This window comes from Nitrobacter sp. JJSN (genome assembly GCF_051912485.1).
In the GTDB taxonomy this organism is placed as follows: Bacteria; Pseudomonadota; Alphaproteobacteria; order Rhizobiales; family Xanthobacteraceae; genus Nitrobacter.
Map to the genome: position 1 here is coordinate 1,062,215 of NZ_CP196822.1, position 17,776 is coordinate 1,079,990.

Sequence of the window (17,776 nt, forward strand, 5' to 3'; positions counted from 1 at the left end):
CGGGCAACGAAATCTCCCCAGCTAAGGGAAGAATTCGGGGGATTTCAGGGGATTAGACAGCGGGCTGGCTGGGGAACTAGGATTCGAACCTAGACAAACAGAGTCAGAGTCTGTTGTGCTACCGTTACACCATTCCCCACCGAAGCGACTGATTTTGCAGCAGCTTTTCCGGAATTTTTCCAGGATCGCTGAGGAGTTTCCAAATCAGGTCTCTTGGAAGCGCTGATATAGCCGCGTCGGCGTTCGCGGTCTAGTCCTTCACCGTCGTGGCCGGTGCCATGACACTGGAAGCACAGTCATGCGTCCCTCGGCAAAGAGACCATTGCTTCCGCCGCGTCGCACGCGGCCTGGGCTGTCGCAGGCGAGCAACTCGACGCCCTCGTCTTCGGCGTCCAGGAACATATGGAAAGCGTAACCGGATTCCCTTGCGTCTCCATCCATGTGCGAATGGCTATTCTTTCGATTCTTCCTCCCATTTAGCGGATAGCGGGGCGACGATCTCGCAGACGACGCCTTCCGGGTGATAGGTAATATGAACCTGGCCATCGAGTTCGTACGCCAGCACCCGTTCGATCAATTGCGATCCAAATCCTCGTCGGCTCGGCTGTGATACTGCTGGGCCATGCCGTTCCTGCCAACGAAAGGCGAGGCGGGGGGTGGCTCCTTGCTCGATACCCCACGTGATCGTCACCTTTCCGGTCGGGATCGATAGCGCACCGTATTTGGCAGCGTTGGTGGCCAATTCATGCAGCGCCAAGGTCAGCGCCAAGGCGGACTTTGGGGACAACCGCAGGTCCGACCCGTTGATCTCGAATCGCTGGCGACCGTGGACGTTGAGCAATTGTGCCACCACGTCTCCGAGCTCTGCGCTATCCCAGGATTCGCGAGCGATCAGATTATGACCGCTCGACAGCGCCAACAGACGACCTTCGAACTTGCGGAAGTCTTCGCTCTCCGCCTCGTGTCCACGGAAACTCTGCCGCGCAATCGCCAGCACAGTTGACAGATTGTTCTGGAGCCTGTGCTTCATTTCACGCAGCAACGTACTCTGCAGTCGTTCGTACGCTTTGCGGTCAGTGATGTCGCGAGCGATCTTGGAGGCACCGACAATCTTGCCGTGAGAGTCTCTGATCGGTGAGATCGTCAGCGAGAAATCAATCAGGCTGCCGTCCTTTCGTCGACGGACCGTCTCGAAGTGTTTGACGCGTTCGCCGTTGCGAAGCCGCGCCAGTATCGTTGGTTCCTCGTCCTGCCGATCTTCGGGGATCAGGATCGTGATCGGCTTCCCAATGACTTCGTCGGCCGCGTAACCGAACAGCCGTTGCGCTCCCACGTTCCAGCTTGTGATGACGCCATTGATGTCCTTGCTAATGATAGCGTCGTCCGACGACTCGACGATCGCGGCAAGGCGGGCGGCTGCCAATTCAGCTTGCTTGCGGTCGGTGATATCAACGGCCGCGCCAGACATCCGCCGCGGCTTTCCGGATTCGTCATAGAGACAGCGACCGTGGACCTCCAGCCAGCGGAGCGTCCCTTCCTTTGACCGCACGCGATATTCCAGAATGCACTTTTCGCCCGTCGCGATTGCCTGTTCAATGCCCTCGTTCACCAGCTTCACGTCGTCCGGGTGAATGCCCTCAATATAATCTGCAAGGGGAATACCGCGCTCACCCTTCTCGGGATCGACCGAGAACATCGTTGCGAAGCGGGCATCCGAATAGACCAGGCCTGACCTTAGATCGGTGTCAAAGGTGCCGATCATACCGGCCGCCTGCAGGGCATTGGAGAGACGCTCCTCGGTCTTCGCCAAGGCCCGCTCGGCTGTGATCCGCTGCGTGGTCTCGTCAACTATGCACAAGACGCCGTCGACCTTGCCGTTCTTGTCATGCACAGGCGAATAGGAGATATCGAAATAGACACTTTCCGGATAACCGTGCCGTTCGATGTAAAATGGCCGATCCTTAGCGAAAACTGTTTCCCCGGTCAGGAGTACCTGACGCAGTAACGGCTCAAGATCGTCCCACAGTTCAGCCCAGTTTTCTCGTGCCGGTTGTCCGAGTGCCTTCGGGTGCTTGTTGCCGATCGTCGGCACGTAGGCATCGTTATAGAGCGCTACGAACTCTGGGCCCCAGAACAGCACGATTTGCACCCTGGCAGGCAACATGAGCCCGACTGTGACCTTTAAGTGAGCCGGCCATTCCGCGATCGGTCCCAAGCTGGTCTTCGACCAGTCGAACGCACGAATAAGCGCGCCCATTTCGCCGCCACGAAATAGGAAATCTGCCACTTGATCTTGGGGGCGGTGATTTGCGCTGACTTCCTCCATCACGGCTCCATGACGTTTCTGAAGGGATGGGATGAAGCGGGCAGGGAGGTGTTGGATCCGAACCGGTGTCTTTCGAAGAATGTGGATGTCGTCGGTTCTCGCCTTTCTGCGCTATTGCAGTTCAGGCTTGGTCTGGTGAAGGCATCGCGAGCCCGCCCGCATAATCGCATCGCCTCGGCAGCACTCCGGATCAAAACGGATGCACGTAGTGGGGATACACAGAGCAATGGAATAAATGCCGCCTGCGCTTTGCGATCGCCTCGGCGCTTTGCAAAGGGCTCAGAAAGGGCGGGAAACAGCCGGATCAGCATAAGCTACCGTCACACCATTCCCAAAGTTTATTCAGTTTCTGCAATGCGTTATGGCAGCGCAGTAACAGCAATATCGCCTAACGTATTTTTTACTTGGTCGCTACCTATCTTGGCAAGCGCACGAACGAGGTAGGGGAGAATTTCGTTGGGGTCTGATCCGCAGGGCCTTGGCTTGCGGGATCAGCCGGCCTATTCGGCCGCTTCCTTGATCGGGGCGTCGCCCGGCAGGTTGTGATCGCCACTGGCGGTGCCCGCACGCCCCCAACCGGACAACCAGTTGGAGAACTGGTCGAGGTAGAGATAGACCACCGGCGTGGTGAACAGCGTCAGCGCCTGGCTGACCAGCAGTCCGCCGACCATCGCGTAGCCGAGCGGTTGACGGATTTCCGCGCCGGTGCCGGTGCCCAGCATCAACGGCACACCGCCGAGCATGGTGGCCATGGTCGTCATCATGATCGGCCGGAAGCGAAGCAGGGCGGCCTTGCGGATGGATTCCTCCGGCGACAGATGTTCTTCGCGCTCCGCCGCGATCGCGAAGTCGACCATCATGATGCCGTTCTTCTTGACGATGCCGATCAGCAGGATGATGCCGATCAGCGCGATCAGGCTGAAGTCGTAGCCGAACAGCATCAGCGTTGCGAGAGCGCCGACACCGGCCGACGGCAACGTCGACAGGATCGTGATCGGGTGGATGTAGCTCTCGTAGAGAATGCCGAGGATCAGATATACCACGATGAGCGCGGCCAGGATGAGCAGCGGCACGGTGCCGAGCGACTGCTGGAAGGCCTGCGCAGTGCCCTGGAAGCTGCCGTTGAGCGTGGCCGGCGTGCCAAGCTCGCGCGTTGCATTTTGTATGGCTTCGGTGGCTTGTCCCAGCGCCACGCCTTCCGCGAGGTTGAAACTGATGGTGATCGCCGGAAACTGGCCCTGATGGCTGATCGAGAGCGGACGCACTGGCACCGTCGTCCACTTGGCGAAAACCGAGAGGGGGACCTGTTCGCCGGTGAGCGGCGACTTGACGTAGATCTTGTCCAGTGAGTCGACCTTGCCTTGCAGCTCGGGAAGGATTTCGAGAATCACGTGATAGCTGTTGAGCTGCGTGAAGTACTGCGCGACCTGCCGCTGTCCGAAGGCGTCGTAAAGCGTGTCGTCGATGAGCTGCGGTGCGATGCCGTAACGGGACGCGGCGTCGCGATCGACCGTGAGCGTTAGCGTGGTGCCGTTGGTCTGCTGGTCCGTGGCAACGTCGCGCAATTCCGGCAGCGTCTGCAACTTGTGCAGCACCTTCGGCGCCCAGGTATTCAATTCGTCGAGGTTGGCATCCTGAAGCGTATATTCGAATTGCGTGCGGGTGGCGCGACCGCCGAGCCGGACGTCTTGTGACGCCTGAAGAAACTGCCGCGCGCCTTCGACCTTGTCGAGCTTCGGCCGCAGCCGCTCGATCACCTGCTGCGCCGACGCATCGCGCTCTTCGCGTGGCTTCAGCGTAACGTACATGCGGCCGTTGTTGAGCGCGCTGCCGCCGCCGCCGATGAACATGGCGATGCTGGCGACAGCGGGATCGGACATCACGATTTGTCCCAACTCCTCCTGCTTCTTCTTCATCTCGTCGAAGGAGATGTCCTGCGCCGCCTCGGAGGTGCCGAGGATCATGCCGTTGTCCTGCTGCGGGAAGAACCCTTTCGGGATGATGACAAACAGGTAGACCGACAGGCCGAGCGTCACGAAAAACACGAGAAGCGTGGTCCTCCGCCAGCGCAGCACGAAATCAAGACCGCGGCGGTAGGCGTTGAGCATGGCCTCGAAGCCGCGTTCGCTGACCTGATAGAGTTTGCCATGCCGGACGTCGTGTTGATTTCGCAGGAAACGCGATGCCATCATGGGGGTCAGTGTCAGCGATACGACGAGCGACACGAAAATCGCCATCGCCAGCGTCACCGCGAACTCACGGAACAGACGCCCGATGATGCCGCCCATCAGCAGCAGCGGGATCAGCACCGCGACCAGCGAAATGCTGATCGACATGATGGTGAAGCCGATCTCGCCCGCACCTTTGAGCGCCGCCGCCATCGGGCTTTCCCCTTGTTCGATGTAGCGGCTGATGTTTTCAAGCATGACGATGGCGTCGTCGACGACAAAGCCGACCGAAATCGTCAGCGCCATCAGCGAGAGATTGTCGAGCGAATAACCGAACGGCCACATCAGGGCGCAGGCGCCGAGCAGAGCGAGTGGAACGGTGACGCTCGGGATGATTGTCGCCCAGAAACTTCTAAGAAACAGGAAGATCACCATCACGACGAGGACGATGGTGATGAGCAGGGTGAGCTGCACGTCATCGACGGCGGCGCGGATTGTCTCGGTGCGGTCGCTGATGATCTTGATCTTGATCGCAGGCGGGATCGCCGCGATCAGTTTCGGCAGCTCCGCCTTGATCCGGTCGACCGTGTCGATGACGTTGGCGCCGGGCTGCTTGAAAATGACGAGGAACACGCCGCGCTCGCCGTTCGCCCACGCCGCTCGCTTGTTGTCCTCTGGGCCGGACACGGCCTGGCCGATGTCACGGATGCGCAGCGGCCCGCCGTTGCGATAGGCGATGATGACGTCGTTCCAGTCCTTCGACGCGGTCAACTGGTCGTTGGCATAGATAGTGTAGCTGCGCGTTCCGCCGTCGATGCTGCCTTTCGGGCTGTCGACCGTGGTCATGGTGATTTGGCCCCGGATGTCCTCGAGCGACAGGCCCTTGGCCACGAGCTTCGCCGGATCGATCTGGATACGGATCGCGGGCTTTTGCTGGCCGCCGACGAAGACCTGAGCGACGCCGGAAATCTGGCTGATCTGCTGCGCCATCTGGGCGTCGGTGTCGTCGCTCACCGTCGTCAGGGGCAGGGTGTCGGATGTCGCCGACAGCAGCATGATGGGGGAGTCGGCGGGGTTGACCTTGCGGTAGGTCGGCGGACTCGGAAGGTTCTTGGGCAACTGGCCGCCGGCGGCGTTGATGGCGCCCTGAACGTCGTTGGCCGCGCCGTCGATGTTGCGGTTGAGATCGAACTGGATCGTGATCGACGTCGATCCGATCGAGCTGGTCGACGTCATCTGCGCGATGCCGGGAATCTGCGCCATTTGCCGCTCAAGCGGCTGCGCCACCGATGACGCCATGGTTTCGGGGCTTGCGCCGGGCAGGTTCGCCTGGACCTGGATCGTGGGAAAATCGACCTGCGGCAGCGGCGCGACCGGGAGCAGCGGGAACGCCACCAGGCCGACAAACAGAATACCTGCCATCAGCAACGAGGTTGCGATGGGATAGCGAATAAACGGCGCAGAAATGCTGTCGTTCATCCTAATGGGCCTTGCCGTCAGATGGCTCGGAGTCCGCGACCGTCGTGGTCACGGCCGACCCTGGCTGAACCCGGTATTGTCCCGCGATTATAACACGTTCTCCGGGGATCAGCCCGTTCTCGATGACGGTTTCGCCGTCGATCGACGCGCCAACCTTGATCTTGCGAAGTTCGGCCTTGTCGTCCTGTTTGACAACATAGGCATAGAGCCCATCGGTTCCGTGCTTGATGGCGTCGTCGGGAACCACGACGGCATCCCTTACGGTGGACACCAGCAGGCGTGTCGAAACCGACTGCCCGGGCCACAGGACGTGATCCCTGTTTTCGAACACCGCCTTGAGGCGGATTGTTCCGCTCGTGGTGTCGACCTGATTGTTGATCAGCGTCAGCGTTCCCTCGGACAGGACCCGCTTGCCGTCGGCGGAGTATGCAATCGTCTTCGGCGACCCGGCGGCGAGGGCGTCCTTGATCTGCGGCAGCTGCTCTTCCGGCGCGGTGAAAATCACGGCGATCGGCTCGATCTGGGCGATGGTGACGATGCCGGTCTGCGTCGAGGCGTTGACGATATTGCCCTGATCCACCTGACGGAAGCCGGTCACGCCCGCGATCGGCGCGCGGATGCTGGTGTAGTCGAGCTGGGTATGCGCGTTGGCAATCGCGGCTTCGTCCGCCGCGATCTGCGCGGTGAGTTGCTGCACCGTGGACCGCTGGGTGTCGGTCTGTTGTCGCGTCGCGAATTCACCGAGTTTGGTATAACGCTGGAGGTCGAGGTTGGCGTTGGCCAGATTGGCCTCATCCTGCGCCTTCTTGGCCTTGGCCTGATCGAGCGCTGCCTGGAACGGCCGCGGATCGATATGGGCGAGCAGATCGCCTTTCTGGACCAGTTGGCCCTCCTTGAAGACGATCCGGTCGATCTGGCCATCGACTCGCGTGCGAACCACGACGGTGTTGAAGCCCTGAACCGTCCCGAGTCCGGTCAGATAGACCGGGAAATCGCCTTTTTTCACGGTTGCGATCTTGACCGGAATCGAGGCGCCCTTTGCGGCGTTGGCTCGATTCGCGCCGTTATGCTTTCCCGCGCCGTGCTGCCAGAGCGCGTAACCGCCCGCCAGGGCGATCACCGCGACGAGGGATATCCAACCGAGAATTCGCGACCGGGACATGATGGCTCGCGCCTTGGAAAATCGAGACTTCAAAAATTGTCCATGCAGCCGTAGATATATGCGTGCTTATTATGTGTAAACACACTATATTTTGAAAACCCTAAACAATCGGGAAGCTTTGGGACCGATGTCTCTCGATCTCAAACGCCAGTTCATCGCGCAATTAGTCGAAAGCTCGCGTCTGCTGCGCAACTATATCGACTATCGAGCCAAGGGGCGCGGGACCACGCGCGCCCAGTGGATTGTGCTGTTCCGGCTCCGCCAACAGGAAGGTTTATCGCAGGTCGATCTGGCCGAAGTCCTGGAACTGCAGCCGATTTCGCTGGTGCGGCTGCTCGATCGGCTCGTCGAGCATGGCCTGCTGGAGCGCCTACCGGATCCGCGGGACCGCCGGGCCAACCGTTTGTTCCTGACCGAGGCTGGACGCCAGCTCGTCGACGATCTCGACAGCCTGCGCGACTCCATTGCCACGGATGTGTTGCAGGGAATTCCCGCCGATACGATCGAAACAAGTCTTGAGGCGCTCTGCCACATCAAGCGTCGCATCAAGAGCGTCTCCGAAAACAGGAGCGCCTCCGAAAATCCGGACGATGCTGCGATCAAATAGCGGCCGCCTGCTACACGGCGCGGCTCGCGCGAAGCTCCCAAGAATCAGATTGTCACCGGAGATTGCTTCTTCCATATCACCTTCAGCGCAAAAACCTGGCGCGAAGCTGCGCAAAAAAGGGAGCCGACGATGGACGAGCTGAACGGCCGCATGATGGCCTGCCAGATCATGATTACGGGTTTGATTGCGCGTGTGGCCAACAGTTCTCCGGACCCGCTTCGGTTTCTGACCGATTTTCGCGACGAGATCAGAGCCGTGGTGCGGCAGGTCAACATCGCCGGGACGGACGACACCGATCGCATACGAAGCGTGGCGCAAAAGACCGTCGACGAAATGCTTTCGCTGATGAAACCGCCGAGCGTCGATTGATCCCTTGGCGTGCTCCGGCAATCTAAAATTGTTTCAAAAATAGCGCTGTCAACGGAATTGAGCACAAGCCCGCACGCCCGAGAGGTCATCCAGTTTAGAATCACTATGATTTAGATATATTCAAAGAACTTGGCGCCACAGTTTCGCCAAAACGCATTGACCCTCAAATCCTCATCGGTACTGCTCCCCGCGTGGCAAATCGGCGCAGCGTCATTTTGCGCAAATTGATCTGTTTTTCGATTGGGGATGGGGACGATTTATGAGCAATGCAAGAAGGCCGAGGTCGTTGCGGACAATCGCCGCGGCCGATTCGATCGACAAGTCGGTGGACATCAACTCCGTCGGCAAAGTCTCCGCCCTTGCAGGACTCGTCGCGGTTGCCTCTTTCTCCTCTGCCGCCGAAGCGCAGCAATCCAGCCTCCCGCCGGTAACGATCGATGCTCCGGTCGCTCGCCCGCATCATGCTGCGCCGAAGCCCACGGCGGATCAGGTCCGGGCGCGCGCGGCATTGCGCCGTGCGGCGCGCCGCGCCCAGCCGGCGCAGGTCGCGCCGGTGCCGTTTCCCAATGCCGGCAACCTCGCGGCGGATCGCAATCCCTACGCGGACGCGGCCGCGCCCTACAAGGTTGATCACCTGCAGGCATCCGGCAAATTTCCGGAGCCGCTGCTGAACACGCCGAAGACGGTCACGGTTCTCAGCAAGGATGTGCTCGCGGACAAGAGCGCCACTTTGCTCAAGGAGGTGGCGCGCACCACGGCCGGCGTCACGCTCGGCACGGGCGAGGGCGGCAACGCTTTCGGGGATCGCTTCTTCATTCGCGGCTTCGATGCGCGCAACGATGTTTTCATCGACGGTGTTCGCGATCCCGGCGTCAGCGTCCGCGAGAACTTCTTTACCGAGCAGGTTGAAATCCTGCGTGGGCCGGGTTCGTCGTTCGCCGGCCGCGGCACGACTGGTGGTGCGATCAACATCGTGACCAAGCAGGCGACGACAGCCGGAAATTTCTACAACATGGACACGACGTTCGGCAGCGACCAGACGAAGCGCGTGACGCTTGATGTCAATCAGGTCATCAACCCGACGCTCGCAATTCGCGCCGGCGGCCTGTTCCAGGATGCCGATATCGCTGGTCGGAATTACATCACGGACGATCGCGCCGGCGGCTTCGTGGCCGAGACCTGGACGCCGATCGATGCGATCAAGGTGCAGGCCAACTACATCCACACCGATCTGCACGGCCTTCCCGACCTCGGCGTGCCCTATTATCGGCCGGCGAGCGCGCTTTCGGGGGCGTTCTATACCTCGACCGCTGGCGGGCCGTTCCCGCAATTTGGCGTCAACCGCAACAATTTCTACGGCTTCGTCAATCGCGATTTCCAGTCCTACAGGCAGGACATCGGCACACTGAACCTGGAAGCGCACATCACGCCCGACATAGTCGTCACCAACAAGACGCGTGTGCAGCACTCAGTTCAGGACTTCCTCGGCACGGCGCCAGAACGCCCGGTGGTGACCGATCCGAACCCTGCTAACTGGACGCTCAGTGCCAATCCGCAGAGCCGCTATCAGCCGACCGACGTCTTCGCCAACCAGACTGAGGCGACCTACAAGTTCGGCACCGGACCGTGGCGCCATACCGCGCTCGCGGGCGTGGAAATCTCGGCCGAGAGATCCAGCATCGACAAGTATGCGGGCTTGAGTTCCGAGGCGCTGCCTGGCGGGTTCAGCGGCAGCGGCTCGCTGGCGGGCGTCAACATTTTCAATCCGCAATTCACCAATCTTCCATTTGGTGCCGAGCCGACGCTAACGGGGTTCCCGACCAAGATCAACATCGACACCAAGAGCGTCTACCTGCTCGATAGCGCCAACTATAACGACTTCATTATTCTTAATGGCGGCATCCGCTACGATGACTACCACATCGGCACCAGCGGTTACGGCACCGTAAACGGTGTCTCGAACGTGTTCGGCGCCCAGTCGCTCGATTCCGGCCTGACCAACTACAATCTCGGCGCGGTGGTGAAGCCGCTGCCCTATGTCAGCCTCTATGCTGCCTATGCGACATCGTCCAACCCGGTCGGCGCCGAGTTCGACGGCACCAGCGCCCAGTACGGCGGGCTTGCGCCGGTCCTCAACGGCAACTCGAACCAGATCTTCGGGCCGGAAAAGAACCGCGCGGCCGAAATCGGCACCAAGTGGGAACTGTTCGATCGTCATCTTCTGGTCCAGGCGTCGCTGTTCGAGACTTGGAAAGACAACGCGCGTGAGTCGCAGAACATCACGACCGCGGCGGCAGCAACACCGACCTGTCCCTATCCTGTAGGCACGACCGGTACGGTGTCCTGTATCAGCGCAGGCGCGGCCTATAATATCCGCGGCATCGACATCGAGGTTGCCGGCAAGATCACCGACAAGTGGAGCGTGTTTGGCGGCGTCGTGCTGATGCAGTCGGAAGTGACGAAGTCCCTGGTCCCCTCGGCGCAGCCACTACTCTACGCGTCAAATGTTGGCCTGCCGCTTGCCAATATCGCGCATCAGTCGTTCAACGTGCTGACCAAGTACCAGCTCACCGATGTCTGGGAAATTGGCGGGCAGGCGACCTACCGCTCGAAGATCTACGGCGGCACCTTCCTCGCGGCCAACCAGGGCACCTATCTGCCTGACTACTGGCGCTTCGATGCCTTCACGGAAGTAAAGCTCAACAAGAACTGGGAGGTGAAGCTTGCCGTCAACAACATCACCAACAAGCTCTTCTACGACGCCTTGTATCAGAGCGCGACGCCGTTCGTATTCGTCGCACCGGGCCGTGTCGCTTATTTGACGCTGTCCGCTCGTTACTGATCGGTCCACGTTCGGGGATGCAGACATATGCTGATCTGCGTCCCTGGCGTCTTGAAAAAGGATGACGTGGCGGATTTCCGCCGCATCATGGACGCGGCTGAATGGGAAGATGGCCGCTCCACGGCGGGTGCTCAGTCTGCGCTGGTGAAGAAGAACGAGCAGTTACCGCCAGACAGCGATGTGGCGCGAACGCTCGGCAACCGGATCATTTCGGCGTTGACGACGAATCCGCGATTTATCTCGGCGGCAATTCCGCTGCAGATTTTTCCGCCGCTGTTCAATCGCTACGTCGCATCCGACGGACATCATTTCGGCGTTCACGTTGACAATGCCGTGCGCGGCGATCGTTTGACTGGACTGCGAATTCGCACCGATCTGTCGGTAACGTTGTTTTTATCGGAACCGGAAGATTACGACGGCGGCGAACTGGTGGTCGAAGACAACTACGGATCGCATGAAATCAAGCTGCCGGCGGGCGATCTGGTGCTTTATCCTGCGTCCAGCCTGCATCTGGTGACGCCGGTAACCCGTGGTGTCCGCGTAGCATCTTTTTTCTGGCTTCAGAGCATGGTACGGGATGACCACGCGCGCAGCTTGATCTTCGACCTGGACACGGCGATTCAAAATCTTGTTGAACGTCTTGGCCGCGATGACCCTGAAACGGTCAAATTAACGGGCATCTATCACAATCTCATCCGCTATTGGGCCGAGGTATGAGTAACCGTAATGTTTAGAATGGTTCTAAGAATTCTGCCGATGCTAGCTGCGCTGACGTTTGTGTCGCTGACGTCACCCGCGACCGCACAGCAGAATAAGAATGCCGCACCGCCGCCGTCAGCGCAGGTTCAGTCGCCGGTTCCGACATCCACGCCGTCGCTGCCCACCGCACCGCGGCTGCCTGCCGCGGATGCCGCGCCCGCTTCGAACGCTACAGCTATTAATCCGGTGAAGGCGGAGGCGGTGATGTCTTACGAATTGTCACCGTGGTCGATGTTTATGTCGGCGGACGTCCTGGTCAAGTTCGTGATGATGGGTCTTGCGTTCGCCTCGCTGGTGACCTGGACGATCTGCATCGCGAAAATGGTCGAGCTGTCGCTCGCGCGGCGCGACCTGGGGGCGGCGCTGACAAAAATCAGTGAATCGCGCTCGCTGGCGGAAGCGCAGATGGCGCTCGGCGACAAAAACAGCGTGCTGGCATCGCTGTTGGCGGCGGCGATGCGCGAAGCGCGGCTATCGGCCGGAATATCCAGCGACGCCGGCATCAAGGAAAGAGCGGCGTCGAACTTCGCTGAAATCGTCCGCGCGGAATCGCGACGTATCCGGCTCGGAATGGGTCTGCTTGCGACTATCGGCGCGACATCGCCCTTCGTCGGCCTTTTCGGCACCGTCTGGGGCATTATGAACAGCTTCATCGGAATTTCGAAGGCGCAGACCACCAATCTCGCGGTGGTTGCGCCCGGCATCGCCGAAGCTCTGCTCGCGACCGCGCTTGGCCTCGTCGCGGCGATCCCGGCGGTCATCATCTACAATCACTTCGCGCGCGTGACGAAAGGCTATATCGAACTCGTCAGTCGTGCATCCGGGTCTGCTGGGCGATTGCTGTCGCGCGACCTCGACCGCACCCATGTCAGTTCTGTTGGGGGAGCGCATTCGCGCGCGGCGGAGTAGGCAATGGGCGCATCGATTGCAGAAGGCGGCTTTGACGACGACGAGGAATACGCGGAAGCGCACGAAATCAACGTCACGCCGTTCATCGACGTGATGCTGGTTCTCCTGATCGTCTTCATGATTGCCGCGCCGCTGTCGACCGTCGATCTGCCGGTCAACCTGCCGATGTCGAGCGCGACACCGCAAAAGAAGCCGGACAAGCCGACCTATGTCAGCATCAAATCCGATCTTGCGGTTGCGATCGGCGAAACCCTCGTCAAGCGCGTGGATCTGGTGCGGACGCTCGATAGTACGCCGGACATGACCAAGGACAGCTTCATCTTTCTGCGCGCCGATCGCGCGGTGCCTTATGGCGACCTGATGGACGTGCTGGAGATATTGCGCGCAGGCGGCTTCACGAAAATCAAGCTGGTAGCGCTCGAGGGCGTCGCCGACGCCGGGTCCGTGCCTGCCGCGAACAAAACAAAGCCTTGATCAATGTCTGAGACCGTCGTCGAGTCACCGCCGTCCCGCCGGCTCTGGGTTTTCTCAGCGGTCGCTGCGCTCGCGATTCATCTCGGCTGCGTGGCGCTGGCGTTGGCTCACATGCAGACCGACGAGTCGGCCGACGATCTCGGTGCACCAGCGATCGAGATCGGGCTCGACTTGGCCTCGCCGCATCGAGAGGCGAGCGACCTTCCGCCCGGACCGGACACCGACGCGTCAGCCGCGTCGCCCGCGCTTGCTGAGCAGAAGGCGGTCGTGAAGGAAACCGATCTGCCCAAGGATACGCCGACCGAGACCGATGATCCGGATCGGATCGTCACTGAAAACGATTCCAAAAAGCCGGTGGATGACAACCCCGAGAAAGCGGCGGTGCAGACGCAGGCTTCGCAGGAATCAGTGGCCGCCGAAGCGACCGCGATGCCGAGCGTCGAACATGCGCCGGAATCAGAGCGTTCGGTCGCGCCGCAACAGGGCACGGGCTCCAGCGCCCGCCGCATCCGCGCGACCTGGCAGAAGGAGCTGGTCGCGCATCTCGACAAGCACAAGCGTTATCCGTCCGAACGCACGCAGAAGGGCGCTGAGATTCTTGTCAACTTCGTGCTCGATCGCGTCGGCCATGTCGTTTCGGCTTCCATCGTGAAGGGATCGGGTGATCCGGCCTTCGACGCGGCGGCACTCGCCATGTTGCACCGGTCCGATCCGGTGCCGCCGCCACCACCGTTGATAGCGGACGAGGGGCTGAGCTTTACCCTGCCGGTGGTCTTCCGGGTGAAGAACAAGGGCTGACGTCTCATCGCCGGCGTCGAGCCGGTCGACGAGACGCTCTTACGCCGTTCGCGTCACCGGAATAAATAGTACCGAATGCCGACGTAGATCACGACGAGCAGGATGAAGATCAGCGCGACCGGCAGGCGCGGCCTTGCATTCGTCCCGGAATTTTGGGCTAGCGGCTGTTGGGGTGCGGGCCGTTTGAAGGCAGTCACATTATCGAGTTCCACGATCGGGTCTTTCGGCACCGACTTGATGTCCGGCGGCGTTCCGGTGCCGCCCATCTCCGCGTAATAGTCCTTGTAAATCAAATCAATGGTGGCCTCGTTCGCCTCGGTCTCCGGCATCGTTTCGAGAAAGCCCTTGTAGCTCGAAAGGAAGGCGAGAGCTTCCTTGGGCAGTGACGATGAGCCGTTCAGCTTCGCCATCATCTTCCAGGTCGCGAGGTCGGCGCGCGCCTTGGTGTCGGCACGCCTTGCAATCATTTTGTCCTGTGCTTTGATCAACTGACTACGCCCCTTGTAACGCCTTCTTATATATTGCCGGTGACCAGCAGAAGAAACTGTATCACATAACCGGTGACTGTTTTCACGATGGTGGAGATCACGTCAAGATTGAGACCGAGCTGGTTGCCGAGCATCGGAAGCAGCAGGAGGACCCCGACGAGGATCAGCAGTCCGTAGGGTTCCAGGCGGGAGAGCGGGGCAGCCAGAACGTTCGGCAGCAGGCCGACCGCGACCCGTCCGCCATCGAGTGGCGGGATCGGCAGCATGTTGAAGACCGCAAGAATGACGTTGATGATCAACGCGTTCTTCAGGTTGTCGGCGACCCATTGCGCACTGTTGCCCGGGATCAGGCCGAGCCCGTGAAATGCCAATGCAGCGAAGAACGCCAGCAAGATATTGGTGGCGGGTCCAGCGAGCGCCACCCAGACCATGTCGATGCGGGGATGGTTCAGGTTACGGAAATTCACCGGTACCGGTTTTGCGTAACCGAACAGGAACGGCGCGTGCGACAGCAGCAGAATCCCCGGCAATATCACTGTGCCGAAGGGATCGATATGTTTCAGCGGATTGAAGCTGACGCGACCGAGCTGCCAGGCGGTGTTGTCACCCAGCCGGTGCGCGACGAATCCGTGCGCGGCTTCGTGAAAGGTGATCGCGATGACGAGCGGCAGCACCCAGACCGACAGCGTGTAGAGTGAAATGCCGGACAATCGGCGGCCTCGTGCGGTTCGACGGATGCGAGACCCATACCACAGGTTGCGGTGGCGATGACAGGGGGGCAGGGACGGGTGACCCACCCAGACCGGACCTTTTGATGGTCAGAACCGGACGACAGGGCCGCACGCCGGGCCGGCTACGCGTCTTTCAGATAGTAATTCGCCCGCTTGCCGAGCGCGATGCGGCGCAGGATCCGCCGCATCGTCATTGAGCCGCGCAACGGCCGGACCGCCGTCGTCGCCGTGCGATAGAACGCCAGCTTGAGCGCATCGAACGCTGGCTGCACGCCCGGCGGCTTCTGCGGCCAGCCGAGGCCGCGCAGCATGGAATTGAAGACGTGCAGGTCGTTGACGCGGCGAACCTCCCGCGTCTTCCAGGTGATGGCCATCGAAATCGAGTGCGACCCGGCGGTGCGTACCCAATGCGGCCACTGGTAAGGCACAAAGCAGCCGTCGCCGCCGAACATGTGGAATTCGATACCGCGCGGCGCAAAACTCTCGTCGAACTTCAGATTGCGATGTTTCGTCATTGAATGCTCGATCTCGCGTTCGGAGACGAGACTGCGGTCGCTGTTGTCGTAAATCGTGAAGTATTTTTCGCCGTGGATCTGGACGAAGAAGTTGTCTTCGCTGTCGAGATGGAATGGCGTGGTTGAATTTGGCGAGGAGACAAACAAATATCCCTCGATCTGCTCGAAGCCGGCATCGCGCAGGCTGTTGAAGCCACGGGCGCGCGCGACGGACAGCAACGCATCCTCGACCAGCCCGCGGTACTTCGGCGAGTGTTCCACGCGCTTCAACACCATCCAGGCGCCGGCGGTTTTGATCCGCCTCACCACCTCGACCGGATCAAGGTTGACCGCGGGGATCGCATCGGGGTCCTGGCTGATTGCGACCTTCCCGGAATTGTACTCGATCTGGTCGCGCGGAAGCTCGGCGGCCAACTGCGCGATGCGCGGCAGGGTCAGCAGCGGATGCCCCGCAAGCTTGTGTCGGATCGCGAACGGCTTCAGCGGAAAATCGTGTCGCAGCGCATCGTTGGCCGCGGCGATGACCGGCGCTGGATCGGAGCCGTTCATGTATTTCTCTCCTGACGCTTGCGGATGACATGAACGGCGCGGCGCGCGGATGTGCGCATCATCTGGCGCAGCGCGATCGCGGCTCTTGCGAGGGGAACGATGTGATCACGACGGTGCAGCGGGATCAGCACGTCGCCGATCGCCAGGCGCCCGCGCCAGATCGGGTCGATCATCGGATGCCCCTGCTTTGCAGTGGAATCCGCCAGCGCAATCGCCGGGTCAGCGCAGAGGTACCGTGTGAGATCGAGCGTTAATTGGACGCCGGGTGAAAACTTCGCGAAATCTTCGTCGACGCCGAGCTTGAAATAGAACGCGCGGTCTTGATGACGCAATACGATCGCTGCCGCGACCGGCGTCGAGCCCGCGCGCAAGGTTACGATTTCACACTGGCCTCGCTCGGCAAGCGCCGGCGCTGCACGGCGGATGAAAGCCGCATCGCCGCTGTGCTGGAGCAATGCCGTCCCCCGCTTCGCTTTCCAGCCGCTGGCTTCCAATACAAGGAACGTTTCGAGCTCCTGCACGACATCGCGAGGAGTGCGCGCGACCTGAAACGAAACGTCGCCATGCTCCGCCAGCCGATTGCGCTGGCGGCGCAGCTCCTTAAGCTTTTTTACGCCGAGCGCGTCGCGCAGCAATTCGTCCGCGTCGCGCGTCGCATCGAGGCAAGCTCGTGCATGGGCCTGCAGCGTATGCGGCCTGATGCCGTCGCGTTCGAGCACTGCAGCGAAGGCTTTCATGACAGTGCCATCGAGCGCGACGTTACGCAGGATCAGCGCGTGCTGGCCGATGGCGCGTGCCTTGCGCAGCAGCGTCGCCGCGGCCTCATTCGCGAAGTCGTTGTCAAGCAGCGGAGTGCCCAGCGTTCCATAGGGATCGGCGCTGACCAGAACGGAAAAAGGAATCCGGTAGGCGCGCCAGGCGGAGATCACGGGGATCAGGCCAATGAGAGCGCCCGCACCGGATTCGGCAGATGACACGTCGGTACACGCCGTCAGTGCATACGCGTTGGTCCGGTCGCGCGCCGTTGCGTCGAGTGGCAGCTCCCAGTCGGCGAGGTGGTAAGCGTTCGGCTCGACAGCGCGGTCGGCAAGAATTCGCCATTGGTCGATGTTAATTGATGCGAGTGCCGCGGCTCCGTAGCGTGTTACGCTCGGGGACGACGGGCGCGCCGCGAACTCTTTCGTCGATGGGTGACGAACCGGAGCCCAATTGACAATATCGACCATTCCCCAATCCCCATTTGCGACGGATTACGAGGTCACGGGCGCGTAGCCACGCAGCGCCGGCACCTCGCTGGTGGCGGACACTATTTGAAATGTTCGAAGATAATATTGGTCCCGACCCTTAATATACGGATCGGCGTTAACCGCGCGTTCACCGTAGCCGGGATCCGAAAACGACGACGGGGCGGGCGCTCCTGGGGGCTGGCAGTCCGAAGGCGGGAGCGACATACGCAATAACCCGATGGCCAATCCGTGTTGGAAGCTAGCAAAGAGCAGCAACCCGTCACCAAATATTTTTTGTTTGCTCGATGGTTCGCGATCTAGAGTTGTCTTAGTGTTGCCGCAGGAACCCGGCATTTTTTCGGATGTGTACCGCG

14 protein-coding genes and 1 tRNA gene are annotated in these 17,776 nt (G+C 60.6%); 7 read left to right on the top strand and 8 right to left on the bottom strand.

The window, feature by feature from the left end; genetic code table 11:
- Positions 1-65: 65 nt before the first annotated feature.
- From ACSZOQ_RS05185 to ACSZOQ_RS05200, 4 genes are all read right to left on the bottom strand, one after another.
- A tRNA-Gln gene (locus tag ACSZOQ_RS05185) sits at positions 66-139 on the bottom strand.
- 312 nt (positions 140-451) lie between these two features.
- Positions 452-2,257, bottom strand: a complete 1,806-nt coding sequence (locus ACSZOQ_RS05190; protein WP_439924947.1) for a PAS domain S-box protein — start codon at positions 2,255-2,257, stop codon at positions 452-454.
- Positions 2,258-2,826: 569 nt separating this feature from the next.
- Positions 2,827-5,973 carry a multidrug efflux RND transporter permease subunit gene (locus ACSZOQ_RS05195; protein ID WP_439924948.1) on the bottom strand — a complete coding sequence of 1,049 codons (3,147 nt, stop codon included), beginning with the start codon at positions 5,971-5,973 and terminating at the stop codon, positions 2,827-2,829.
- Position 5,974: 1 nt separating this feature from the next.
- Positions 5,975-7,135 (bottom strand): efflux RND transporter periplasmic adaptor subunit, encoded by a 1,161-nt coding sequence (locus ACSZOQ_RS05200; RefSeq protein ID WP_439924949.1) that lies wholly within the window; start codon positions 7,133-7,135, stop codon positions 5,975-5,977.
- A gap of 127 nt (positions 7,136-7,262) precedes the next feature.
- Between ACSZOQ_RS05200 and ACSZOQ_RS05205 the strand changes: the two genes are divergently transcribed.
- From ACSZOQ_RS05205 to ACSZOQ_RS05235, 7 genes are all read left to right on the top strand, one after another.
- Positions 7,263-7,742: a MarR family winged helix-turn-helix transcriptional regulator gene (locus tag ACSZOQ_RS05205; RefSeq protein ID WP_439924950.1), complete on the top strand. Its 480-nt coding sequence runs from the start codon at positions 7,263-7,265 to the stop codon at positions 7,740-7,742.
- Between the two features lie 129 nt (positions 7,743-7,871).
- Positions 7,872-8,111: a hypothetical protein gene (locus ACSZOQ_RS05210; protein WP_439924951.1), complete on the top strand. Its 240-nt coding sequence runs from the start codon at positions 7,872-7,874 to the stop codon at positions 8,109-8,111.
- A gap of 259 nt (positions 8,112-8,370) precedes the next feature.
- Positions 8,371-10,953, top strand: a complete 2,583-nt coding sequence (locus ACSZOQ_RS05215; RefSeq protein ID WP_439924952.1) for a TonB-dependent receptor — start codon at positions 8,371-8,373, stop codon at positions 10,951-10,953.
- A 27-nt stretch (positions 10,954-10,980) separates the two neighbouring features.
- Positions 10,981-11,670, top strand: a complete 690-nt coding sequence (locus ACSZOQ_RS05220; protein ID WP_439924953.1) for a Fe2+-dependent dioxygenase — start codon at positions 10,981-10,983, stop codon at positions 11,668-11,670.
- Positions 11,671-11,709: 39 nt separating this feature from the next.
- Positions 11,710-12,621 carry a tonB-system energizer ExbB gene (exbB, locus tag ACSZOQ_RS05225; protein ID WP_439924954.1) on the top strand — a complete coding sequence of 304 codons (912 nt, stop codon included), beginning with the start codon at positions 11,710-11,712 and terminating at the stop codon, positions 12,619-12,621.
- 3 nt (positions 12,622-12,624) lie between these two features.
- Entirely contained in the window at positions 12,625-13,095 is a 471-nt protein-coding gene (exbD, locus tag ACSZOQ_RS05230) for a TonB system transport protein ExbD (RefSeq protein WP_439924955.1), read from the top strand.
- Between the two features lie 3 nt (positions 13,096-13,098).
- A complete protein-coding gene (locus tag ACSZOQ_RS05235; protein ID WP_439924956.1) occupies positions 13,099-13,893 on the top strand; it encodes a TonB family protein in 795 nt (264 codons plus the stop codon).
- A gap of 53 nt (positions 13,894-13,946) precedes the next feature.
- Here ACSZOQ_RS05235 and ACSZOQ_RS05240 read toward each other — a convergent pair whose 3' ends face one another.
- The 4 genes from ACSZOQ_RS05240 to ACSZOQ_RS05255 all read right to left on the bottom strand — a co-directional run bounded on the left by ACSZOQ_RS05240 (position 13,947) and on the right by ACSZOQ_RS05255 (position 17,402).
- A complete protein-coding gene (locus tag ACSZOQ_RS05240) occupies positions 13,947-14,360 on the bottom strand; it encodes a hypothetical protein (protein ID WP_439924957.1) in 414 nt (137 codons plus the stop codon).
- 47 nt (positions 14,361-14,407) lie between these two features.
- The gene (locus ACSZOQ_RS05245; protein WP_439924958.1) at positions 14,408-15,091 is read right to left on the bottom strand and encodes a site-2 protease family protein; all 684 of its coding nucleotides are present in this window, start codon (positions 15,089-15,091) and stop codon (positions 14,408-14,410) included.
- Positions 15,092-15,234: 143 nt separating this feature from the next.
- Positions 15,235-16,176, bottom strand: coding sequence for a cupin-like domain-containing protein (locus ACSZOQ_RS05250; protein WP_439924959.1), 942 nt, complete (start codon positions 16,174-16,176; stop codon positions 15,235-15,237).
- Entirely contained in the window at positions 16,173-17,402 is a 1,230-nt protein-coding gene (locus ACSZOQ_RS05255) for a GNAT family N-acetyltransferase (RefSeq protein ID WP_439924960.1), read from the bottom strand. The genes ACSZOQ_RS05250 and ACSZOQ_RS05255 overlap by 4 nt, the downstream gene beginning before the upstream one ends.
- Between the last annotated feature and the right edge of the window lie 374 nt (positions 17,403-17,776).